This window comes from Leptospirales bacterium (assembly GCA_019694655.1).
In the GTDB taxonomy this organism is placed as follows: Bacteria; Spirochaetota; Leptospiria; order Leptospirales; family Leptonemataceae; genus SSF53.
In genome coordinates this window covers 23397-46582 of the sequence record JAIBBN010000001.1, presented here as the reverse complement: position 1 = coordinate 46582, position 23186 = coordinate 23397, and the positions used below count along the sequence as shown (strand labels likewise).

Sequence of the window (23186 nt, the reverse complement as noted above, 5' to 3'; positions counted from 1 at the left end):
TGCGGCTCAATCGCTCGGACAGCTGACATTGATTTCGCCGCTGGCGCGAGCGGACATGCGGCTGTACCAGGCGCGAAGGTGTAGTTCCCGCCATGGCGCGTTGAGCGAACGCATGATAGAGTTTGAATAAGCGCGATAGTATCCGTGCTTGCAGTAATTAGCGCCTTCAATCACTCCTGCGCCGCTTAGCTCGCGCCATTTGACTCTCGCAGGGCTGCTCTCCATGGTAATGTTGGCCGCCGGCGGTTCGCGCTCCGGGGTGCAGTGTTCCTTGCCATATTCGTATTCGTCAGCCAGGCCGGCGTAGGTATGCCCCAGCTCATGGGTGATGACCCCGGGCGTCGCCCAGTTGTGCGTTGCGATGGCCATCGCCCCGCCTGATCCGCCAAAGCGCTGGTCATTGATCAATACAATCACAATGTCACGCTGATTGTACGGGCTGCGCGCGCGGATCGTGTCCCAGGCCCTCCGGTAATCCAGGCAAGCAAGTCGACTCAACCCCTGGCAGTTCAAATAAGCGCCCAGCGAATTCTGCTTTGTCCAGGGCCTGCCCCAACCAGCGCCGCTCTCAGCGCTGACCAGGTCCATTCGGTGCACATTAAAATAGTCGCGAAACATGCAGAATGGATTTTGCTGGAACAGTTGCTCCATCAGCTGTTCGGCGTCCGCATGCCAGCGCTGTTGTTCTTCTCGCGTGTAGCCTTCGCCAACAAGCAAGACATCGAGCTTTTGATCCGGCGCGCCGCTGCGATGCAGCCATTCGGTCGACGCGCTTGAATCCCGGCTCAGCGGCGCTGAAAAATTGTTGGTCCGGCCACGCTGCAGCGACTGCGCTTGAGTTGCAGGCAAACGAATGCGCTGGATCGCGCGCCAGCCATATCCCTCGCGGCCATGCTCGTAGATTACAAGCGTAGTTGCGTGTCGCGCCAGCTGCTCCGGCGTTCCGGGCCAGTCCAGAGCAAAGCGCAGCGTTCGGTAGCCGGTAGCCAGGCGCGTCCGCGACGATGGCGCATTCCTGTCGCCATTTTCAAGCGGCTGCTCCAACCACAACCAGCGCGGATCCAGAACCACCGCCTGGGCAAATACCTCGCCACGATCGTTTTCAGCGCGCACCAGCAAGGCGCCCGGATCATCGGGATGTGCAAAGGAAGGCGCTCGACCTGCGCCCGACGCAAGGATGCGCATGCTTTGTGAAGCTTCCAGTCGAATACCTTGAACGCCAGACTGTGCTGATCCCTGCGCCGCTGGCGGATTGGCCGTCTGACCGGCGGACGCCGAAGGAGACGTAAGATCTGAAACCTCGCCGCTCCATGCTCGCTCTTCGGCCAGGGACTCCGTCGGCAGATTCAGTTCCGCCTCCAGGTAGCTGAAATCTGCCTGTGCCTGCGGCGACGCATGGGCGCAGGAAAACGCTAACGGCATGAGCAGGACCAGGCCTGCGCCAGCGGCAAAAGCAAGCGGCCAGCGGGAGCAAAAATAGGAAGCGCTTTGTCGCATACGATTCTTTGACGATTCGCCAGATTTACAGTTCAAAACTGGCGCAGGCCAGAGCATCTGGCGCCGGTCAGATAAAGTCGACCGAACTTTGTAATGGTTTCTTGCATTTTTTTCGTCGCATCGGCAGTCAGGAGGCGACAGAGCGGACAAAGCTCTGGCGCAGCAAAATCTGAATTCTCTGCTTCGATGAAGCGAGATTGGCGCACCAGAAACTGCACGCCTGATTCTTCTTGCAGCGACGCCGAATACGATCAGCGCGGCGCTCAGTTTTGCGGCGCACACCAAAAATTGTTTTTGAAAAGGAAATAAATTCTTTGCGCTCTTCTTCAATGTGCCACGTCTGATTCCAGAGCGTCGCCCCCAAGGGCGTCGACCAACGGAGAAACAAATCAGATGAAAACCCGTATAGTGGGAATTGTTGCGCTGCTGGCGATTGCTACCACCGCACTGGTAGCTGCCCCGAAGCGTCTCACGGTTGTGAACAAAACTTCTCAGAGAATTGACTACATCTACGTCTCTGAAGTTTCCAACGATAGCTGGGAAGATGATGTGATGGGTGCAAGCCAAACACTGGCCCCCGGCGCACGTATCAACATTACCTTCAACGGATACGATCCAAGTTCATGCATGTGGGACTTCAAAGCTGTTGATAGCAATGGCGAAGAGTACTATCTGCGTAACGTGAACCTCTGCCAGGTCAACGTGATTAACATCACCGAATAAGGCTCCCCTCTGGCTGCGGCTGGTCCGGCCAGCCGCAGACCATTCTTTTTGCGATTCACGCGGTCTGTTTGCGATCGTACTGCCTGGTGATCGTCGCCGCAACCCCAGACAGCGCAAGCAAGCCAATCAAATTGGGAATGGCCATCAGGGCATTCATGGCGTCGGAAAAGTTGATAACAGAATCCAGCTGAAGCAGGCAACCGGTGAAAGCCAGAATTGTAAAAGCCGTGCGGTAAATGAATCGGACCTTCATTCCAAATACATACTCGGCGCACTTCTCGCCATAGTAGCTCCAACCAAGCAGCGTTGAATAAGCAAATAGCGAGAGACTGATGGCGACTATCCAGCCGCCCGCAGTGGCGCCAAGCCCAGCGCTGAACGCCGCACGCGTTAGCGCCTCTCCTTGCAGATTGTCGTTCAGCGAAACGCCGCTGACCAGAATCACCAGGCCGGTGATGGTGCAGACCACGATCGTATCAATAAAGGTTTGCGTCATTGATACCAGCGCCTGGGCGACGGGATGATTGGTGCGCGCCGCGGCTGCAGCGATAGGAGCGGAACCGAGGCCGGACTCGTTGGAAAACATTCCCCGTCGCATTCCATGATACAGCGCTTGCAAAAACGCGCCGCCAAGAATTCCGCCGCCTGCAGCCGAAGGCGAGAAGGCCTCGCCAAGGATCCTGGCAAAGGCGCCGGGAATGCGGTCGGCAAAGATTGCAAGCACGCCAACTCCGCCGGCTACATAGAGGATAATCATTGCCGGTGTTATGACCTGCGTTACGCGAGCCAGTGAACGAATCCCGCCGATCAGCACGGCGCCGGTGGCCAGGGCAATCACGATTGCCGTCAGCAGCACCGGAGTTCCAAAAACGCCGGCCAATGCGCTGGCTGTCTGGTGGGCCTGCGACATATTGCCTATGCCGAAGGAGGCCAGAGCGCCAAAGATCGCAAAAGCCAGAGCGGGCGCCTTGCCCCAGGACAGCCCGCGACTCAGATAATACATGGGTCCGCCAAGCATGCGACCGTCCGCGGCCTGCACCCGAAAATGAACCGCCAGCACTGCTTCGGCGTATTTTGTAGCCATGCCCAGCAGGCCCGTCAGCCACATCCAGAACAGGGCGCCGGGACCTCCGGCCTTCAATGCAATTGCAACACCGGCAATGTTGCCGACGCCAACGGTTGCGCTGAGCGCGGTCATCAGGGCCTGAAAATGGGTGATATCGCCGGGGCGATCATCGGATTCCTTACGTTTGACAAAGCCAAGATAAAAGGCGTGAATGAAATGAGTAAATTGAACCAGCCGCAGACGAACGCTCAGGAAGATTCCGACTCCGCCCAGCATCAGGACCAGCGGCGGACCCCACAGCGCGTCGGCGGCGCCTTTCAAAAGCGCGCCAAATGCATTTGCATCCATGCGCGATGGATGCGCGCCAGACAGGGACGTCACTCAAAAAAGAACTTGCGAGCGCGCCAGGTTCAGAAGTCGCTCAAGGCTTATGAATAGCAAGGGGCGCCCCGAGTCCGAGGAGCTGCTATTGCTGAAGCAGCGCCTGGCCCGCTTTCTGGAGATCCATTTGAAGACGCGTCTACTGGAAGCCAATGACGGCGCGCTGAAGATGCAAACGCTCTTTGCTCGTAACAACGTAAAATCGCGCCCCAAAGACAAACTGATCAACTATCTGCTGGCCGAGGTTCAAAAGCGCCTGCTGGATGGGCCTTCGCCCGATCGCCGCGACTTGATCATCTGCGAGTTTCTTATTGAAGAGCTGGAGAAGTTCGTTGCTGCCAGCCTGAAACGCCCTTGATCCGTCGCTGTGTTGCTCTGGACGCCGCAAGCTGTCCGCCGCGCACTGTCAAAATGCCCCGCGATTTCTGGCGGCTGTCGGCGACGATTGCACTGCTAACGCTCTTTTTCTGGCAAAGCGCGCTGGCAGCGGAAGGCGAATCCGGATATTTTGATTGGACTGATATTTTTCTGCCCGCATCCAGCAGCGGCGACCAGCAGTTGCGCCGACGACTGGAACGTCTGGAAGGCGAAATTGAAAGCCTGCGTTCCCTGGAACGCCAGCTCCAGCAGGAGCGGGAATTGAATGTTCGCCAGCGGAGCGAGCTGAACCAGACGCGGCAGGCGCTGACGACGCTGGAACGAGAAGTGCAGATTCTTCGACGCTCGAACGGCCGGGCGCCAGCCGGAGCGGGTGCGCCCTCGTCCGGCGGCAGCCTCAACATCACCCCGGCGCCGCAGAGCGGGACGACCGACGCCGAGGCGATTCGTTGGAACGCACTCTATCCTGGCATGGGTCACATTCGTCGCGACTATGAATGGCGCGGCTGGGGTTATGCCATCGGCTTTGGTCTCAGCAGCGCGTTGACGCTCTGGTCCTATTCGCAGGAACAGAGTCTGCGCTCGCAGGCGAGCACGCTGGACCTGTCCTATTTTGATCATCAAGCGCAGTACCAATCCGCTCGACTGCGAACACAAAGGTTTCTGCTGCTGAGCGCAGGAATTTACGCCATCAGCCTGGCGGATGCGGTCTGGACATTCAGCGCGCCGGTCGCATTTGACGAACAAGGCGCGCCTGTGCTCCGCCTGCAGTTGAGCGCTCGCTTCTAACGGCGGCCAGGCGCCGTAATTTGCAATGCGATCCTTACCAGCTGCTGGAGGCCCCGCCTCCGGAGAAGCCCCCGCCTCCGCCGCTAAAACTGGAACCGGAGGAGCTGCTGCTGGACCAGCCCCCTGAGCCTCCCGAACTTGTAGAGACCCAGTTTCCGGCATTGGATCGCCAGCGCGCGCCGGCTTTTGTTTTTGGAATAATCAAGCGCAGCAAGGGGACGCCCAGCAGATAGATTGCCAGAGCTATGAAGTTACCCGGAACACCGAGCGGGATGGCTGGAAATATGGCGTAGAAGGGAATCAGAAAGAGATACAGAAACCAGGTGAACTCTTTCATGATAATGAGAACCCAGGTGAAGATCCCGAGCACAAAGAAGATCAAGAGTCCGGAGAGAATTCGCACCAGGATCGGGATGTCGCCAAAACCGCTGTCTGACTGCTCGCTTTCATCCGGAGGAGTGTACTCGCCCTTGATGACGCCAAGAATTGCATCCACGCCGGCCTGCACGCCGCCGTCAAAATCGCCCTGTTTGAAATGCGGTTTGACCACCAGATCCAGGATGCGACGACAGATAGCGTCGCCCAGTGCGCCCTCGAGCCCCTGACCTACTTCAATGCGCATCAAGCGTTCATCGCGGACAATCAGAAAGAGAACGCCATTGTCCACGTCAGCGCGACCAAGCTTCCAGGTCTCGGCCACCTTCAGCGAGTATGTTTCCAGGATCTCGCCCTGCAAAGAGTCGATGGTAAGAATCGCTACCTGGTTGGAAGTTTGCTTTTCCTGTTCTGCAAGCTGGGCTTCAAGCTTTTCAACTTGCGCCGCGCTCATCATATGAGCGGTATCATTGACCCGTCCGCTCAGGTAGGGAACTTCACGCGCAGCTAGCGCCGCAAAGGGAGTCGAGCACAAGGCGCCTGCCAGAATCAGGCGCTGCAATTTCCTGCTCATGCCAATCCCTCCTCTGCGGTTCTGCGCACCTTTTCAGCCGCACGCCGCCGCAGGAAGCGCAAGGCTACAATCAGCCGGCGCGGAACAGCTGACGGAAGTCCAGTCGATCGCGCAACTGGTAGAAGGGAACTCCATTGTTCCCGGCCAGAAAGGGCGGGACCTCCAGCTTCTGCGATTCGATGAACTTGCGCGTTGCGGCGGCGCCGCCCAGCAAATCGACCCAGGCCGATGCTGGAACCCAACTGAAGCCAAAGCCCATGGCGCCGTCTACGCCATTCTGGTCCGTCACCTCTGGAATCAGTGAAAGCGAATAGGCGACGTAGCGCGCCAGAAAGTGGCGGAGCAAGTCGGCCTCGAATCCCTTCGCCTCCAGAAACACGCGCCCCAGACCCTGGTAGTCGGAATCCTTGATGGCCGCCACTGCATCCTTCTTGAAGGGTACGCTCAGCGCCGGCAAATCGACATAGTCGTTCTTCTTGATGTCGTAAACATGTTTCAGACGCTTGCCGTCCGCGGTCTTGCTGCGACGGTAGAGGCCCTTGCCGGCCTTATCGCCCATAGCGCCTTGATCCATCAGCTTTTGAAAGTAGCCCGGCATCTGGAAGGTGGCGTGGGCCCCATCTTTTGTATTCTCGTAGATATTGTCCACAATGGCCTTGTGCACATCCAGGCCCACCAGGTCGACGGTGGCCAGCGGGCTCATGGCCCGCCCGGTATAGCCGCCCAGAATAGAATCTATCAAATGGATGCCGCCTTTGTCTTGATGGGTCTCGGCCAGCTGAGCGGCCTCGTTCATCAGCTGGAAGCCGATGCGATTGCCGGCGAAGGCCGGAGTATCGTTAGTAAGTACTACGTACCGAAGGAGCTTTTTCGTGAGGTACTCGCTGAGTTCCTGGCTGAGTTTCGGATCATTGCCGGGGTGGGTCACCAGTTCGCAGAGCGTCAGCTTGTAAGGCGGATTGAAGAAGTGGGTGCCATAATAGTGTTTTTGTCCATCGGCGTCGAAGTGTGAAGCAAGACGGGCGATAGACAGGCCGGAGCTTACCGTAGAGACGATGGTTCCCGGCTTGCGCGCGGCGGCAATGGCCTTGTTCAACGGCTCCTTGACCTCGTAACTTTCGGCCACACATTCAAAGACCCAGTCGCTTTCAGCAACGGCCCGGGCAAGGTCGGCATCGTAGCTGCCCGGGATCATGCGCGTGGCAATCACGTCGGAGCGCACCGAAGCAACGGCCGCGTTGATGCCTTCCCTGGCCTTTTCCACGGTGCGCGCCAGGGCATAGACTTTCGCGTCGCCAAAGGCGGCTACAATGGAGGCGGAACCGGCGCCCATTGTACCATTGACGCCAAGGATGGTTACGGTCTTGATTTCTTTCATAGTACTGTGATTGTCCTGCAGCCGGAGCCAAGGCCGGCGACCTGAAAACTCGGCAAAGTCCTGTGCAAGCAGCGTGGGGTCAACCAGGAAGCTGAAGTGGGCCAGGCAACAGACGCGACGCCAGGGTCCGATCAGTAGCGGTCAACGCTTGCCGCACAGCTGCGTCCAAGATCGCCAAGCGGCGCCGACGCCACAAAGCTAACCACGCCCGCCGTGCTAACACGGAAGGCGTAGATTTGCTCCGCAACTGCGCCATCGTCGTAAGCCGTCAGATAAAGAAAGCGACCGCCTGCTTCCACACAGGCACTCTGGAGGTCATTGCTGATAGGCAATTCGGCAATAGCGCTGAGCGTACCATCCGAAAAAATACGGTAGGATACGATCCTATTCCCGCCGCTGATCGCAAAATAGAAGCGCCCGCGCGGATCAATGATCCCGTGCGAAACATTGAAGCCCGGCGTAAAGAGATTGAGCAGCGTCAGGCTCCGGTCGCTCTCCACTCGCAGCACGGCAATGTGCTGACTGTTGTCCGTGCCGGCCAGGGCCAGGTTCCCATCCGGAGTAAAGGAGATCGGCGATACGGTATAGGCGCCGCCAAGGTTGGTCGCGCCCAGATCGCTCATCGCGCCGCTGCCATCAATGGCCAGGCGTCGGATACCCTTGACGCCAAAGTCAGCGCTGAGCACAAGATCGCCGCGCGGGCTGATGGCCGAGGCCTGCGAGTTGCCTGCGAAGCCGGTTGCCAGCGCCAGAACATTTCCCGTTGGAATTCCCTGTGCATCCAGCATGCTGCGATAAAAATCCGTGGCGCCCTGAACGCGACTGAAGTACACAGCATCGCCTGCTGGCGTTGCAAAGACACGATGCGAGAAATCATTGCCCGGACCCAGCAGCTGCGTATTGGCAAAGCTGAGAGCGCCGCTTTCGTTGTCGTAGCGGTAGCTGGAGATTCCGCCGGGAGTTTGATTGCGGCTCACATAGACAGCGCGATAGATCGGATTGGTTGCCACCCAGAGCGGCGGGGCGCCGCTTACCAGCGCGCTGGAGACTTCGTTCAATGCGCCGCTGCCAGCATCAATGCGGTAAGCGTGCAGCGTGGCGTTGGTCGTCGAAACAGCAAATACGAATCTACTGTAGAGCGGGAAATAGTCCAGCAAGAACAGGCTCAATTCTGGCTTTGAGTCAGTCCGGGCGTCGTAGCAGGAACTCAAGCAAAGGCAGAGCGCAATTCTGCCGCGGTAGCTCCAGGCATTTCGGACAATTCTGCACATCATGGATCGATCAGGTCCAAGCTTTCGGACCATTTGGCCTTAAGAGCAGGCATCCTCAAGCTGAAAGCGCTGGCCGCCGCACGCTCGGATTGAAAATATGATGAAGTCCAGGCCGGAAAGGTCCGCGCAGGGAGTCGCATGTCTGAAGCAAAGGGTTGGCGGATCTGGATTGATCGTGGCGGCACCTTCACCGATTTCGTGGCTCTGGCGCCCGACAATCAGCTGCATTGCCTGAAGCTGCCTTCCGTATTTCCCGGCCGCTATGCTGATGCAGCGCTGCCAGGGATACGTCAGCTTCTGGGAATACCAGAAGAGGCGCCCTTGCCGCCTGAGGCGATCTCTGAAATACGCGTTGGCACGACGATTGGAACCAATGCACTGCTGGAACGGCAAGGCGATCGCCTGGCTTTGTTCACTACCGCTGGCTTCGGCGACGCTCTTTCCATCGGCTTTCAGAATCGCCCGGACATCTTTGCGCTTGAGATCCAGCGTACTGAGTCGCTCTGCCTGGATTGCTTCGAGATCTCCGAACGAATCGGCGCCAGCGGCGAAATCTTGAAGCCGTTGGATGAGGCCTCAGCTGGCGCCGCCGTGCAGCGCGCCTTGGACGCCGGTTACAGTCATGGCCTCGCGCTCTTTGTACATTCCTGGCGCAATCCAGAACATGAACTGCGCTTTGCGCAGCTTGCAGCACGGCTGGGATTTACCTCGCTGACGCTCTCCCATCAGGCAAGTGCGGCGATGGGCTTTGTTCGGCGGGGCGACACGGCCGCCATTGATGCCTATCTACAGTCGCCCATTGCGGCCTATCGGAACGCCCTGCAAACGGCGCTGCCCCGCTCGCCGCTCTCCTTCCTGCAAAGCCATGGCGGATTGTGTGCTGCGGAGCAATTCCGCGGCTGCGACTCGCTGCTCTCCGGTCCGGCCGGCGGCGTAATTGGCGGCGCCGCCGTGGCCAGTGAGCGCGACCTGCTTCCGGTCATTGGCTTCGACATGGGAGGAACATCGACCGACGTCTGGCGCTACGAAGGAGAGTACGAGCGCATCGAAGAGAGTGAGATCAGCGGATTGCGCCTGCAACGACCGATGCTCTGGATTCATACCGTTGCCGCCGGCGGAGGCTCAGTGGTCAGTTTCGACGGCGAGCGCCTGTTGGCCGGGCCTCGTTCGGCGGGCGCCGAGCCCGGCCCGGCAGCCTACGGACGCGGCGGGCCGGCCACCTTGAGCGATGCCAATCTACTGCTGGGCCGATTGGCGGCAGAACTTGTTGGAAAGCATTTCGGCCAGAGCGGCGATCAGGCGCTCCAGCTTGAGAGCTCGCGCTCCGCCTATTCCGCGCTGGCCGATCGTATCGCGGAGGCTGGCAAACAGTCGATGAGCGTCGAACAAATTGCTGAGAGCGCCCTCGAGCTGGCCAACGATCAAATGGCCAACGCCATCCGACGAGTCTGTCTGGCGCGCGGCTTCGACGCAGCACAGCACACTCTGCTTTCCTTTGGCGGCGCCGGCGGTCAACATTGCTGCCAGGTCGCCGAAGCGCTTGGGATCAAACAGATCCTGTGCCACCCGCTGGCCGGCGCCTTATCTGCACTGGGGGCCGGTCTGGCGCGCAATGCTTCGATCAAGGAAATAGTCGTCGATCGGTTGCTCGATGAAGATCTGGCGGCAGAGTTGCGTCGTGGCTTCGGCAACTGGGTCACGGAAGACGGCAAGGAACATCGCTTACGCGCATTCCTGTCCTACGACGGCGGCGACCAGGAGATTTCGGTCGAACTTCAGTCTGCCGGAAGCATGCGCATTGCTTTTGAAGCTGAACACGCCCGGCGCTTTGGCTTTACCCAGGACCAGCGCAAACTTCGACTGCAGCGGTTGCAACATGAAAGCCTGGAGGGCGCCCGGCCGCCTGTACCTACCTCCGCCACGCCGTTCGATCCGATTGTGTTGCAGGCCAAAATCGAAGCAGACTGGCAGATCTATTTCAAAGACGCCTGGCTTCCAGCAAAGCGCCTGCAACGGGAAAATCTAAAGCCCGGCAACGTAATCCAAGGTCCTGCCTTGATAGTCTCTGCGCTGGATACTGTTTTTCTGACCCCCGACTGGAGCGGAGCAGTACAGGAGGATGGCGCAATGCTGCTTCGGATGAAAAGACCGAAAATCGATCCAGGCGGCGGCATGCTGTCGACCGACATGGCGCGCCGCCGGCAAAAAGGACCGCGCCCGGCCAATCCAGCGCAGCTGCAGCTATTTGTCCGTCGCTTTCAATTCATTGCCGAGGAAATGGGAGCGGCGCTGCAACGCAGCGCCGTTTCGGTCAACATTCGCGAGCGTCTGGATTTTTCCTGCGCGATATTCGACGCCGACGGCGAGTTGATCGCCAATGCGCCGCACATTCCCGTGCACCTGGGATCCATGGCGGATAGCGTTCAGAGCGTGATTCGCATCCAGGGCGGCGTATTCCGGCGCGGCCAGGCCTTTGCCATCAATGCCCCCTACCAGGGCGGCACACATCTTCCTGACATTACTGTGGTTGCACCTATCTTTGTTTCCGGACAACTTTTCGCTTTTGTAGCAGCGCGCGGACACCATGCCGATGTAGGCGGCATCAGCCCTGGCTCAATGCCGGCCAGCAGCCGCACCATCGAAGAGGAGGGAGTCCTTCTCAATGGACTGAAGATCCGCGATCAGGGTCGATGGTTGGAGGAAGATTTGCGCGCTGCTCTGGGCGCCGGGCCCTGGCCGGCGCGCAACATTGAACAGAACTTGGGCGATCTGAAAGCACAGCTGGCCGCCTGTGAGCGCGGCGCAGCAATGCTGACCGACCTCGCAGCCCGCGAAGGATCGCAGCTGGTGCAGCTGCGCATGAAGGAAAGCATCGACGCCGCCGAGCGCCTGGCGCTGACTGCATTGTCCGGTGTTCTACCAGGAACATCGCTCATCGAAATAGATGAAGCCCGGCGCATTGCGGTCAGCTGTCGCCTTGACCCGCAAACCCGAAAGATGATCTTTGATTTTCGAGGATCCTCGCCGATGGATGCGGGCAATTTCAATGCCCCGCTGCCTGTGGTGCGCGCCGCTTTGATGTACGTCCTTCGCCTGGCAAGCGGCCACGATGCGCCGCTCAACGCCGGCTTTTTGCGCGCCTTTCGGATGGTTTTGCCGGAGGACTGCTTGCTGCAGCCAAGACCGCCGGCAGCAGTCGTCGCCGGGAACGTAGAAGTCTCACAGGCGATTGTCAACGCCGCCCTGCTGGCCATGGGTCTGCAGGCTGCCTCCCAGGGAACCATGAACAATCTCAGCTTTGGCGATGCGTCGCTTCAGTACTACGAGACCATCTGTGGAGGCGCAGGCGCCGGACCCGGCTACGACGGGCAAAGCGCCGTGCAGACACACATGACCAATTCCCGAATCACCGACGTTGAGATCCTGGAGGCGCGCTTCCCTGTGCTGGTTGAAGAATTTTCCCTGCGCCGCGGCAGCGGCGGAGCAGGAAAACAGCGCGGCGGCGACGGCGTCATCCGCCGCTTGCGCTTCCTGCGCCGGATGCAAGTTTCGATGCTCTCCAGCATGCGCGCCAAAGGGCCTCCAGGACTGCATGGCGGCGGGAGCGCTCTGCCTGGTGAAAACTGGCTGACGACGGCCAACGGCGAAAGGTCGTCTTTGCCAGCATCCGTCGAGCGCGTCTTCGAACCTGGCGAAACGCTGGAGATCCGAACGCCAGGCGGAGGCGGCTACGGAAACGGATTCAACGACCGGGTCTGAAGGCCGTCGCCGAAGATTGCAGTTCGTGGCGGCGTTCATCACTGATCTTGCCATCGGCGTCGAAGCTGCGTTCAAAAAACTCGAGACGACCGTCGCCCTTGATCACGGTCGTGCTGGCCCGCGTACCATAGCCCGGCAGGCGAATGAAACGGGCAGACAGGGCCCTTTCAGCCTCCAGCGGAATTCCGGTTCCAGGCAGCTCCGAGTCTGCCGCGCGCTGTTCATTGGAGAGTAAAGTTAGCAATGCGGAACGTAAGGCGAGGCGATTGGACTCCAGGGGCCCGCCCTGCCCGACGCTGGCAGCCTGCAGCGCAAGCGCCATCTCCGCTTTGCCGTGCTCAACTTTTGGCCACGGCGTATCCAGACTGGCATTGCTCAATCCGTAAAGGCCAGGCGTCAATTTGCGCAAATCATCATCTTCGCTGCCGTAAAACCAGAGGGCATCGCCCTCCCCTGCCAGCAGGTTGAACGCGTTGTATTCGCGGCGCTCGGCGCGCAGTGCACTCAGCAGCGACGAAAGCGAATCCTTTGACCGGAGTAGATTGGCTACAATAGCCCCGCGCGATTTTCTTCCATCTTTGTGCAGTTGTGGATCACGATAGTTGGTGACACAGGCAAAACGGCCGTCGCGCCGTAGCGCAAGCCAGCCCCCGCCCTCTTTCAAATCACGTCCGCCCAGAATCCCAGGGTCTGAGGTCCAGAAATCCGCAGCCAGCGCGGGGCGAGCGAAAAACTCGTCACGATTGGCGGCCACGACCAGCGGCCAGGGCCCTTCTGGATCATGGGAAACGAAGATCAGACACATTTCTTTGCTTCGAGGCCCAGCGACTGCGCCTGCCTATTTTGGTCGCTGGCGCTGTGCACTGGTTTCTTTTTTTGAGATGCGCCCTTGCTTGGTTTGACGCTTGGACCCCGCGCCGACAGTAGGAATGCCCATGGATCTGGAAGTCTACCGTATCTTGCACATTGCCTCTGTCGTCGGCGTCTGCGCGGCCCTCGGAGGCGTGGCGCTGTTTACAATCAATGGCGGCCAAAAAGCCAACAACGCCTGGCGTCGACCGATTGCACTCTTGCACGGCATTGGCCTGGCGCTCCTGATTGTCAGCGGCTTTGGCATGTTGCATAAACTGGGCCTTGGCGGAATGCCGCCGCTCTGGGCGTGGTTGAAAATAGTACTGTGGCTGCTCCTCGGCGGCGCGCTGGCGATGGCCGGCCGTAAAGCTTCGCTGGCAAAAGCCCTGCTGTTTGCTTTGCCGCTGATTGCTGCGCTGGCCGCCTACCTGGGCATCTACCGTCCATTTTAAGCGACGGCCCGCTGCTTCGCTTCCCGGACTCTACTCTGTCCGCCAGCGGCGCGGGCCGCAATTCAGAGTCCGGAGTGCAATCCTTGTTGGGCTTCGGCAAAACGCGATAGGCGCACGGCCATTTCGCGGGCGCCGAAGCGCATTTGGCGTCCGGCGTTGGACCGGGTGATGCGCACGCTGTTGTCGGAGGCCCAGATCAAAAGATTCAGGTTCTTCACCCGATCTTTGCGTGAAATGGACAACGAATCGGAAAACTGAACAACACCGTTGTTGGGGTCGATGGCGCGAACATCAAGACCCATATCAACGATCAGTTCCAGATTTTCCCATTCCAGACCGTAGCCCCAGAAGGGCGAGTTGAGCGGAACCCAGAAAGCGGCGCGTAGCAAAGCGGACCAGACGTGGTTGCGCAAATCGTCATTGCGAATAAAAAATGATCCGACGAGGACGATTGCCCAGAGCGGAACCTTCCAGTAACTGCGTTCGTTGCGAATCTCGAAATCAGTCAGGTCGCCAAGTACGATCAAGTCAATGTGGAGCGTGTGTGCGGCTCGTAGCATTGCCTGCGCCGCATCGAGTCCTTCCGCCTGCGCAGTATGCATAGCAGCCTGCATGGCAAAAGTTGGTACGATCTCAAAACGACCCGATTGAAATAGCTCCGTTTCCATGGTTTCACGCAGGATCAGCGCCGCATCCTGCCTGGCCGGCGTCTGTTCGCTCTCCGGTCCGGCGCTGGTCGGAGGCTCTGCTGCATCGTTCGTCTCACTGCCTGTGGCCGGCGCACTCCCGGCGGATGCAGGCGGGGCCTGAAGGCCGCCCGGCTTCTGCCCGCGGTCCAGGACGAGCCCGGTATAGTCTCCATCCGGGAGGATGGAGAAGCTTTCTATGTTAGCGGAATTGCTGAAGTCGGCAACGAAAACGCGCAACTTGCGATACGACTCAGGGACCGGCGGCTGAGCTTGAACCTCGGCCTCCAGTTGCTCATAGCTTGTATCCGCCGCCGAAGCGCAAGCAGAGAGCAGCAAAAGCAGTACAGACAGACCGCGCCGAGCCAGGGCTTCCATCACGGCCCTGCTCAGTTACGTGGAATCCGCTGAACCATTCGCTCGACCAGATCACGCATCGCGTAGCGCAAGAGCTGACCGCCGCTGGACTGCAGGACGCGAGTTTCCGTGCCGCCGCCAATGAACAGTACGTGCGCTGCGCCGGACGAATCGGTGCGACGATTCTCGATCGAATCGGCATCCAGCAGCCTTGCATCGGGCACGGAGACCAGCCGGTAGTCGATTCCCGTTTCGACAATGTACTCGCGGCTCTGTCGCTGGGCGAGAAAGAACAGTACGCACCAACCCGACTTTTGCTCCCGTATTTCAAAGTTGGTCAAGGTCCCGGTGAGAAAGTACTGCGCTCCGAAGCGCTCTTGTAAAATGGCCAGTTTCTCAGGCGTGATATCCTGCTGATTGCGAATCACAGAATCAACCAGCGAGGGCTCAATCACATCAAAATAGCCGCTGCGAAACATCAGCGTGGTCAGTTGTGCCGTAGCCGGCGATACCAGGAAGTCGCGGTTGGTCAGGTTGCGAAAATTGATCAGCGCCACTTTGACGCGCGGCGTGCCAGGCGGCGCAATTGGCGGCTCTATGCTGCTTTCCACCGTCTCATACTGCGTGGGCTCCGGAGTCAGCAAGCAGGCCGGCAAAAGTAACGGCGACGACAACAGCAGGCAGATCGTAAGATGCTGAAGCTTGACAGGCATGGTTCCTTCTTCCCTCGCATAAAAGTGCGGACAAGCCTTTTTGACGCCGCGCGGGCTTGACCGGTTCTCCAATTTGCCGAAATATATAAGAAGAGATCTATGAGCGTACCCTCCCGCCTGTTCCGATCTGGCGCCGCGCCACTGCTTCTAGCATCGAGCCTGCTTCTCTGCGCCATACACGTTGCTGCCGCACAGAGTCTTTCCAGCGATGAGCCTGATGCTGACACCCTGGTCCGGCCGCTTGACCTTGCCCCTGGCGAACAGGCGACAGCGGGAACCTTCCTGCTCGATGGGCGCGATTTTGTTATCTGTCGAGGCGCACGCTGGCAGGGCGAGCCCCCTGATTCGCGCTGGTTTCGCGTAGTGCAGTCAGGCGGCCTAGAGACCAATCCGGGAAGCTTCAACAATCGTCTGGTCGAACAACTGGGCGCCGTCGACCTTGCCAGCAAAGACCTGTTGCAACAAGCTGCGGCATCGCTGGAAAATGGCCTGCGCCAGGACGCCCACTTTTTTCCCTTCGCCTTCAATGCCGGTCGTCTTTATCTGATTCTCAACCAGCCGCAGAAGGCGATCAGTCGCTTGCGGCGCGCTCGCGCCCTGCTGCCGCGCCTGGCGGCGGCGCACTACTATCTGGCGCAGGCCTATGAACTGGCCGGCGAGGAGCAGGCAGCCATCGCTTCCTATCGCGAAGCAGCCAGGCGCGACCCCGGCGATTTGAGACCGCTGATCGCGCTGGGCGATTTCTACCTGGAGAAAGATCAGCCAACGCAAGCCGAACGTTACTATGTGCTGGTCCAGCGCCTGATGCCGGATAGCGTCGATGCTCGATTGGGCCTGGCGCGCCTGGCCATGCGACGCCGGGATTGGCCCAGCGCGCGCGTCATTCTGGAGAGCATTGAGACGGTCGAGCTAGACGGACAGGAGAAGACCGGCTACAATCGCGAGCTGCATCTTTATCTGGCGCAGATCGCTATTGAAGAGCGAGACTACGCAGTAGCCGTAGAGCAGTACGGGCGATTGCTGGCCCATCCTGAAGACCCCTTCTTCCTCCGCCATGGTCGCCGCGAAATTGAACGTCGACGGCAAATTGCCGAATCATTGGCCCGCACCAGTCGTGGCGAATAGCAGCGTGGCGCTCAAGCGCCCGGCGACGCTGCGCTGGCGCCGCGCAGAGCATGATGCACAGCGGAGACAAGGGCGACGCGCGGGGTTGGCTTGGTAAGTATTTCCTGAAAATCGCTGCGCTTCGCGCGTTCGTACTCATCGCCCATGGCAAAGGCGGTGATTGCCAGCACCGGCAGCGGCGCAATGCTGCCGGACCTCTGCAGTTCGCGCAATCGGCTGAGGCATTCAAATCCGTCCATGCCCGGCATTTGCAGATCCATCAGCGCCAGATCGATGCGCTGCGCAAGCAGCGCCTGAAGGGCTTCTTCGCCATCGCTGGCCAGAACGCACTCCGCTCCGCATTTTTCAAGGAAGCGACTGAACAGGGCGCGATTGTCTACCGCATCGTCGACAATCAGAATGCGGCGCCCCTGGAGCAGGCTGGCATCATTACCAGCAAGAGAAACCGCGGAGGCCTGCAGGGCGCCGCCCCGCCCCTGCCAGGCCAGAGGCAGACAAAGGGTAAAGACGCTGCCTTTTCCCGGCTCGCTTTTTAGTTCAAGCTCGCCGCCAAGCAAGGCGGTTAGCTCGCGGGCAATCGATAGACCCAGGCCGGCGCCGCCGCGCGGTTCGCCCGCCCCCTGCTGAAAACGCTCAAAAATTCTAGTCTGCATTTCGACGGAGATGCCTTCGCCGGTATCGCTTACGGCGATGGCAGCGGCTGGCGCGCCCTTCCTTTCTGCCATTGAAACGCGGAGCGACACGGCGCCGCGCTCCGTAAATTTGAGAGCATTGTTCAACAGATTGATCAGAATCTGCCCCAGCCTCCCCGGGTCCGTAACCAGGCTACCCGGAGCGTCCGCGTCAAAATGAACTTCAAGCCCTATGCGCCGCGCTCGAAATGCCGCCTCGTGCATGGTGGCCAGAGCTGGAATGATTTTCCTGAGGTCTACCTCCTCCGGCTGAACTTCCATGCGCCCGGCCTCGATGCGCGAAATGTCCAGGACATCGTTGAGAATGCGCAGCAAAGCGCTGCCGCCGCCGCGCACCGCCTCAACATAGCGCTTCTGTTCCTCGCTGAGCGTCGTTTCTTGCAGCAGCTCAACCATGCCCAGGATGGAATTCATCGGCGTGCGAATCTCGTGAGACATGTTAGCCAGAAAGCGAGCTTGAGATCGCGCCGCCTCTTCCGCACGTCGCTGCGCTGCAACCCGCTCATTGACTTCGACGGCCAGCGCCTCGGTGCGCGCGCTTACCTCGCGCTCCAGCTCGTGCTGCCGAAGCGTCTGCAAGCGGCGCATCCGATCCCCCATCATGATCGCGATGATGGCCGCCTGGACCAGCGTCGCCGCCTCGATGGCCAGGTCGGAGAGCAGACTCTGGCGAGCGAAACCGATATTGGTCAGAACAAAGTACAGCGAGAGACCCATGGTCACAATGCTGGCCAGAAAGAAGGAGCGGCCGTGATCTCCGCCGCCGCGCCAGTAAAGCCACGCAGCCAGGCTGGCAGCGACGGGCGCGGCTGTAGCCCAGATGTAGACGATTCGATTTGCCGTGTAGGGTTGCAACAGGTTGAATAACAATAGAGCAATCGAGGTCCAGAATAGAGCGCCGACAATGCGCGCCGCAACAGCCGAGATTCGCTCGAGGTCCAGAAACATGAGCTGCCAACGAGCCAGGCTGAGCAGCGATCCAAGGGCCAGGGCAATGGACAGCCGCAAATACTCCTGACGTAAAATGGATGAATCGCTTAAGAGCAAAGGGAAGCCTTGATAAAAGCTGCGATAAATTCCAAACAGCAAGAGAAATATCAAGAACCAGAAGCCGCCTTCAATGCGTGCGCGAAGCGCCAGCAGAATGGTCCATAGCGCAACGCCGCCCGTAAGCCCCAGGCTCAAACCGAAAAAGTAGTTTTCGATACGCGACTCGCGCTGCGCCACGAGACGCGGCAAGAGCGAGATGGATCCGCGAATGGGCGATCGCGATTCAACGCGCACCAGCATATGGCGCTCTTCGCCGCGCTGCAGATCGAGGTCCAGGGCCGGAACTCGATCGTTGCGACGGGAGCGCAGCCCGGCATGCACAATTTGCGGCGTTTGCTGGGCCCCGGGAGGAAAAACCAGAAAGTCCACAGTCTCCAGAAAGGAATTGCGAATCGTTAGTCGGTATTCGCCGGCCTCTGCCGCGCGCACACAAAGCGAGAGCCAGGTAGCGCCGCTGCGAAAGCCGCTATTCAGCGCCGCGCGATCCAGCGGCGCAAAATTCGCCGATTCTTCCAGTGGCGCCGATTGTCTGCTGTGCTGGTCTTCGCGGTAACGAAGGACGCCTGCTAGCCGGGGTCGCTGGTCTCGTTGCAGTTCTATGCAATCGGATTCTGTCGTCGGCCTCGCCAGCAATGGAGAGCAGCCAAAGCTCAACAATCCCAGCCAGCAAACACTCGCGCAGATTTGTATGAGTCGTCGGCCTCGCATCTTCTGCACTAACGCTATTCGCTTTTCCGGTTGAGGCGTCTGCTCAAGGTTGCGACTGCTCGCTGTCTTGCAGGGCTGTGGCAGCGCTATAAGGCTTCAGAGCGTAGGTCAATTGCCGCCGAAACATGGCGTCGGGATCGCGCACCAAACGCTTCTGAATCGTATAGCGATCAAAGATGGGCCGAAAGGTCTGCGTCACGTCAACCGGGCGCGCGTCCGTAGTTAGAACCAATTCGTAGCCGGCGCGATCGATGCGGCTTTGCAAATCAGGACTGTGGTAACCAAAGGGATAAGCAAAGGTCCAGATTTTCAGCCCGGGAATGTTGCGCTCCAGCGATTCACGGGAGAGTACGACTTCGCGATTCACCCGCGCACTGTAGGCGGCAGCGCTTTCGCCTGCAGCGGGATGATCGAAGCGCGTATGCGTCCAGGAATGGTTTTGAATATCAAATCCCTCGCGATGCATACGCTGCAGGTCGGCCCAGCTGGCGCCCTCCCGCGGATCGTCAGCGATCTGCGAGATGTAAAAGAAGAAAGTGGCCGGATAGCCGTACTCGCGCAGAATGGGCGCCGCAACCCGGGCAATGTTTTTGTAGTCGTCATCGATGGTAATGACAATCGAGGGATGGTCGAAGAGCCGATTGTGGCGGGCGTGTTCGAATAGAGTGCGTAGCTCGATTACGCGCACGCCGGCGCGGCGAATCGACTCCATGTAGGCGCGAAACTCCTGTCTGGTAACAGCGTAGGGTCCAGGCCCGTCGACGTTGTGAAAGCAGAGCACCGGCGCCAGATGAAAGCGCGCACCGCTTGATTCGCCGCCGGATGCCAGGAGTGTATCGGCCGGCGACCCTCCAACGAGCCCTGGCGTCAATCGGAAGGCGACGGCAACAGCCAGGCAGGCCAATAGCACTGCCAGAGAGATGATTAGATTCGAGCCGCGCACAGAATTGCCTTATCTTCAGTTTCGGCGTCGCAGGCGGCCAGATGCAAGCTCTCTCTATCCCCTTTTTTTGGAAGGAAACCAATCTCAAAATTGTGACGGACGGGCCTTTTTGTTTTACGGCAGAGGGCCTGCGACATTACTGTAGTAGGAAGCCTCCGGCTGGACATCCCGCGGAAGGGAAGAATGCGCGATACGATTGAAATAATGGATACTACGCTGCGCGACGGCGAGCAGACCGATGGCGTCAGCTTTTCGGCCTTCGAGAAGCTGCAAATTGCGCGCATCCTTCTGGAGCAGCTTCGCGTCGACCGTATCGAGGTTGCCTCAGCGCGCGTGTCGGCAGGCGAACTTGACGCGGTAAGCGACATATTTCGCTGGGCCGCCGAGCGAGGGCTGGACCAGCGCGTTGAAATACTCGGATTTGTCGATGGCGGGCGTTCTGTGGACTGGATCCGACAGGCGGGCGGCCATGTGCTCAATCTTCTGACGAAGGGTAGCGAGCGGCACTGTAGACTGCAGCTGGGCAAGACCGTCGCCGAGCACCTCAGCGATATCGAAAAGACCATTGGCATTGCCCACGACCAGGGGCTGCGCGTGAATGTATATCTGGAGGATTGGTCCAACGGTCTGCTGCATTCGCCGGAACATGTCCGCGAGATGTTGCGGGCTCTGAAATCAATGAACGTGCATCGCTTCTTGTTGCCGGATACGCTCGGCATCCTGGCGCCCGAGGAAACCTATGCCGGCATTGAAGACGCTTTGCAGCGCAATCCGGGAATTGAGGTGGATTTTCACGGTCACAACGACTACGCATTGGCGACCGCAAATTGTCTGGCGGCCGTGCGCGCTGGCGCCGCTGGCGTCCATGTTGCTGTGAACGGGCTTGGCGAACGCGCCGGAAACTCCCCGCTGGAATCAGTAGTCACCGCCCTCCACGATAAGCTGGGCGTCCGCACCGGCGTAGACGAAAAAGCGATGATGGCAGCTTCGCGCCTGGTGGAAACTTTCAGTGGCAAGCGCGTGCAGGCAAACTATCCAATTGTTGGACAGGACGTCTATACGCAGACTGCCGGCATCCATGCCGACGGCGATCGTAAGAATAACCTCTACGCCAATCCGATCCTGCCCGAGCGCTTTGGCCGCCAGCGAGTTTACGCCTTAGGCAAGCTGGCCGGCAAGGCTTCCATAACCAACAACCTGAAGACCCTTGGCATCGAACTGCCCGCCGAGCAGGAGCAAGCATTGCTGGAGCGCATCAAGCAACTTGGCGACCAGAAGAAAATGGTATCCGCCGACGATCTGCCCTTCTTGATCCAGGATCTTTTTGGTCTCGATACCGAGCAGAGTTTTCGCATTGTAGATGCGGAAGTACAGACGCCCTGGCAGGGTCGCCCGCGAGCCACGCTGAGCGTCGAGTTTCGCGGACAAAAATTGCAAGGGGCCGCCGAGGGCGATGGCGGCTACGATGCATTCATGAATGCTCTGACTCCGCTCCTGCAATCGCTGGGCATTGCCCTGCCACAGTTAACCGACTATGAAGTTCGGATTCCGCCGGGCGGAAAAACGGATGCCCTGGTAGAAGCAGTTATTACCTGGCAGCGCGGCGGAGACGGTCGCAGCCTGCGTACCAGCGGCGTGGATCCGGATCAGGTCAAGGCGGCAATCAAAGCGACGGAGAAAATGATAAACCGTACGCTGACGCCGTTCATGGTCGCGGCCAAAAGCTAGGTGGATCTAAACAGTCTTCTGGAATGGCTGCGTTCGCCGCCGGCCTCGCAGCTCTTGTTGTTTGCCCTGGCGGCCCTCGTTGGACTTCTGGCTGGCGTCATCAATACCCTGGCCGGTTCCGGTTCCTTGCTCACGCTGCCAGTGTTGCTGTTGATGGGCCTCAGTCCGCACGAAGCAAATGCCTCCAATCGCATCGGCGTAATGATGCAAAGCGTAACCGGAGTCATTTCGTATCGTCGGCATGGCGGCGACAGTCTAGAACAGTGGCCGTGGTTCATCCCGATCAGCGCAGTCGGTGCGACCCTGGGGGCATGGCTGGCGGCGGCGCTTGGCGCCCGTCAGTTGAGCTACGCCATCGCTGCAGTGATGGCCTTCTTGCTATTTCTCCTGCTCTTCAATCCGGCGCAGTGGTTGCGATCGCACAGCGAGGCCAACCTGCGCCACCGCTCGCCGCTCACTCTGCTTTCCTGCCTGTTGATTGGCTTCTATGGCGGCTTCCTGCAGGCCGGCGCCGGCGTAATGATTCTGGCATTGATGAGCCTTGGCCTCCGAAAAACGTTGAGTCAGGGCAACGGTTACAAATTGCTGATGGTTCCCTTCTTCACGGCGCCGTCGCTGGCTATCTTTCTCTACTACGATCAGGTGCGCTTTGCGCCGGGATTGGCGCTGGGCGTGGGTCAGATGGCCGGGGCCTGGTATGGCGCGAAGTTTGCGGCAATCAGCAGCGCTGCCAATCGCTGGATTCGCACCTTGTTAATTATCGTTTGCTCTGCGGCGCTGCTACGCCTGCTCGTTGACTTGAGCGGCCAATGAAGAAGGGCTTGCTTCCGGTCAGGGAATCGGAATCTCAATGCTGAAGATGGTCGAAGCCCCGGCGGATCGGTACTGAATCAATCGGGAAAAGACGATTTCAGATTGAAAGGGTCGGTAGCCTTCTTTGAGAAAAAGGACGATGCTGCGCAGGCCGGCGCCAAAGCCGCCGCCGCTGTGATCTTCGTGTCGATCGTAGAGCTGGACGGAGGCCTCGTACTGGCTCTTCTGGGCGTCGATTAAATCCTGCTTGATCTTGTCCAGGTTGTATTCAACTCGATCGCGGTCGATCACAGTAATCGGCGAGTTGTTGATGACGTTTATGACCAGCTGACGCCGTTCCGCTTTGCGCCGAACGCGGAGGGTCAAGTCGATGCGCTTGTTGAATTTCTCGGATAGCGCAAAGGAGTTGGTCTTGTGCATCTCAATCAGCTTCAAGATAGAAGCGGTCAGATCCACCTTTTCCAGACCGTACTTTTTGAGCAGGTCCGTCTGGTTGTGCTGAATGGCATAGTCAATATCGCGGTAGAGTGCGTCGTCCTCGGCGGACGGGTTATCCTTCTTGATGCGCTGGTGCAGCGCCTGCCGCAAGACCGCCCAGCGATTGTTAGCCTTGTTCGCATTGTTGATCAGTTCGCCAATCGACCAGAAGACGGCTTCGGCCAGTAGTTCACGATCCGTGATTGCACTCTGGTCCGATTGGTCGCCCTGAAACAGCGAGTAGATCGTATTGCGCAAGCGGCGCTCGATCCCGGGAATGTAGTCGCGGCCGATGGCAAGAGCCTGGTCCTGCGCCTCCAGCTCTTCCGCCTGAATCAGGTCGACCGCACCCATTGCCGGAATCAAACGCTAAAAGTGATGGCGCCACAACCATTTTTT

At 59.1% G+C, this 23186-nt stretch carries 19 protein-coding genes; 8 read left to right on the top strand and 11 right to left on the bottom strand.

Annotated elements, in window-relative coordinates:
- Window positions 1–6: 6 nt before the first annotated feature.
- A complete protein-coding gene (locus K1X75_00210; protein ID MBX7056456.1) occupies window positions 7–1422 on the bottom strand; it encodes a hypothetical protein in 1416 nt (471 codons plus the stop codon).
- A gap of 468 nt (window positions 1423–1890) precedes the next feature.
- Between K1X75_00210 and K1X75_00205 the strand changes: the two genes are divergently transcribed.
- Window positions 1891–2220: a hypothetical protein gene (locus tag K1X75_00205; GenBank protein ID MBX7056455.1), complete on the top strand. Its 330-nt coding sequence runs from the start codon at window positions 1891–1893 to the stop codon at window positions 2218–2220.
- Window positions 2221–2275: 55 nt separating this feature from the next.
- On the opposite strand, the gene K1X75_00200 is transcribed toward K1X75_00205, so the two are convergent.
- Window positions 2276–3634, bottom strand: coding sequence for a sodium:alanine symporter family protein (locus tag K1X75_00200; GenBank protein MBX7056454.1), 1359 nt, complete (start codon window positions 3632–3634; stop codon window positions 2276–2278).
- An 82-nt stretch (window positions 3635–3716) separates the two neighbouring features.
- On the opposite strand from K1X75_00200, the gene K1X75_00195 reads away from it, so the two are divergent.
- Both K1X75_00195 and K1X75_00190 read left to right on the top strand, forming a co-directional pair.
- On the top strand, window positions 3717–4025 hold the full coding sequence (locus K1X75_00195; protein ID MBX7056453.1) for a hypothetical protein: 309 nt from the start codon (window positions 3717–3719) through the stop codon (window positions 4023–4025).
- Window positions 4026–4078: 53 nt separating this feature from the next.
- Window positions 4079–4834, top strand: coding sequence for a keratin (locus K1X75_00190; protein ID MBX7056452.1), 756 nt, complete (start codon window positions 4079–4081; stop codon window positions 4832–4834).
- 34 nt (window positions 4835–4868) lie between these two features.
- Here the strand turns inward: K1X75_00190 and K1X75_00185 are convergent, their stop codons facing one another.
- The 3 genes from K1X75_00185 to K1X75_00175 form a co-directional block, all read right to left on the bottom strand.
- On the bottom strand, window positions 4869–5783 hold the full coding sequence (locus K1X75_00185) for a TPM domain-containing protein (protein ID MBX7056451.1): 915 nt from the start codon (window positions 5781–5783) through the stop codon (window positions 4869–4871).
- Window positions 5784–5853: 70 nt separating this feature from the next.
- Window positions 5854–7161 carry a 3-hydroxyacyl-CoA dehydrogenase family protein gene (locus tag K1X75_00180; GenBank protein ID MBX7056450.1) on the bottom strand — a complete coding sequence of 436 codons (1308 nt, stop codon included), beginning with the start codon at window positions 7159–7161 and terminating at the stop codon, window positions 5854–5856.
- 131 nt (window positions 7162–7292) lie between these two features.
- On the bottom strand, window positions 7293–8435 hold the full coding sequence (locus K1X75_00175) for a lactonase family protein (protein MBX7056449.1): 1143 nt from the start codon (window positions 8433–8435) through the stop codon (window positions 7293–7295).
- Between the two features lie 135 nt (window positions 8436–8570).
- On the opposite strand from K1X75_00175, the gene K1X75_00170 reads away from it, so the two are divergent.
- Entirely contained in the window at window positions 8571–12191 is a 3621-nt protein-coding gene (locus tag K1X75_00170) for a hydantoinase B/oxoprolinase family protein (GenBank protein MBX7056448.1), read from the top strand.
- Here K1X75_00170 and K1X75_00165 read toward each other — a convergent pair.
- Window positions 12175–12996 (bottom strand): NRDE family protein, encoded by an 822-nt coding sequence (locus tag K1X75_00165; protein ID MBX7056447.1) that lies wholly within the window; start codon window positions 12994–12996, stop codon window positions 12175–12177. The two genes, K1X75_00170 and K1X75_00165, sit on opposite strands and share 17 nt — an antisense overlap.
- Window positions 12997–13126: 130 nt before the next feature.
- On the opposite strand from K1X75_00165, the gene K1X75_00160 reads away from it, so the two are divergent.
- Window positions 13127–13495: a hypothetical protein gene (locus K1X75_00160; protein MBX7056446.1), complete on the top strand. Its 369-nt coding sequence runs from the start codon at window positions 13127–13129 to the stop codon at window positions 13493–13495.
- Between the two features lie 62 nt (window positions 13496–13557).
- Here K1X75_00160 and K1X75_00155 read toward each other — a convergent pair whose 3' ends face one another.
- A complete protein-coding gene (locus K1X75_00155; protein MBX7056445.1) occupies window positions 13558–14559 on the bottom strand; it encodes a hypothetical protein in 1002 nt (333 codons plus the stop codon).
- 11 nt (window positions 14560–14570) lie between these two features.
- On the bottom strand, window positions 14571–15251 hold the full coding sequence (locus K1X75_00150) for a hypothetical protein (protein MBX7056444.1): 681 nt from the start codon (window positions 15249–15251) through the stop codon (window positions 14571–14573).
- Window positions 15252–15350: 99 nt separating this feature from the next.
- Between K1X75_00150 and K1X75_00145 the strand changes: the two genes are divergently transcribed.
- Window positions 15351–16376 carry a tetratricopeptide repeat protein gene (locus K1X75_00145; protein ID MBX7056443.1) on the top strand — a complete coding sequence of 342 codons (1026 nt, stop codon included), beginning with the start codon at window positions 15351–15353 and terminating at the stop codon, window positions 16374–16376.
- Between the two features lie 11 nt (window positions 16377–16387).
- Here K1X75_00145 and K1X75_00140 read toward each other — a convergent pair whose 3' ends face one another.
- Window positions 16388–18772, bottom strand: a complete 2385-nt coding sequence (locus K1X75_00140; protein MBX7056442.1) for a response regulator — start codon at window positions 18770–18772, stop codon at window positions 16388–16390.
- Window positions 18773–18869: 97 nt separating this feature from the next.
- Window positions 18870–19769, bottom strand: a complete 900-nt coding sequence (locus K1X75_00135) for a polysaccharide deacetylase family protein (GenBank protein MBX7056441.1) — start codon at window positions 19767–19769, stop codon at window positions 18870–18872.
- 183 nt (window positions 19770–19952) lie between these two features.
- On the opposite strand from K1X75_00135, the gene K1X75_00130 reads away from it, so the two are divergent.
- Both K1X75_00130 and K1X75_00125 read left to right on the top strand, forming a co-directional pair.
- The gene (locus K1X75_00130; GenBank protein ID MBX7056440.1) at window positions 19953–21497 is read left to right on the top strand and encodes a 2-isopropylmalate synthase; all 1545 of its coding nucleotides are present in this window, start codon (window positions 19953–19955) and stop codon (window positions 21495–21497) included.
- Window positions 21498–22310: a sulfite exporter TauE/SafE family protein gene (locus K1X75_00125; protein ID MBX7056439.1), complete on the top strand. Its 813-nt coding sequence runs from the start codon at window positions 21498–21500 to the stop codon at window positions 22308–22310.
- Between the two features lie 18 nt (window positions 22311–22328).
- Here K1X75_00125 and K1X75_00120 read toward each other — a convergent pair whose 3' ends face one another.
- Window positions 22329–23141, bottom strand: a complete 813-nt coding sequence (locus K1X75_00120) for a hypothetical protein (GenBank protein MBX7056438.1) — start codon at window positions 23139–23141, stop codon at window positions 22329–22331.
- Between the last annotated feature and the right edge of the window lie 45 nt (window positions 23142–23186).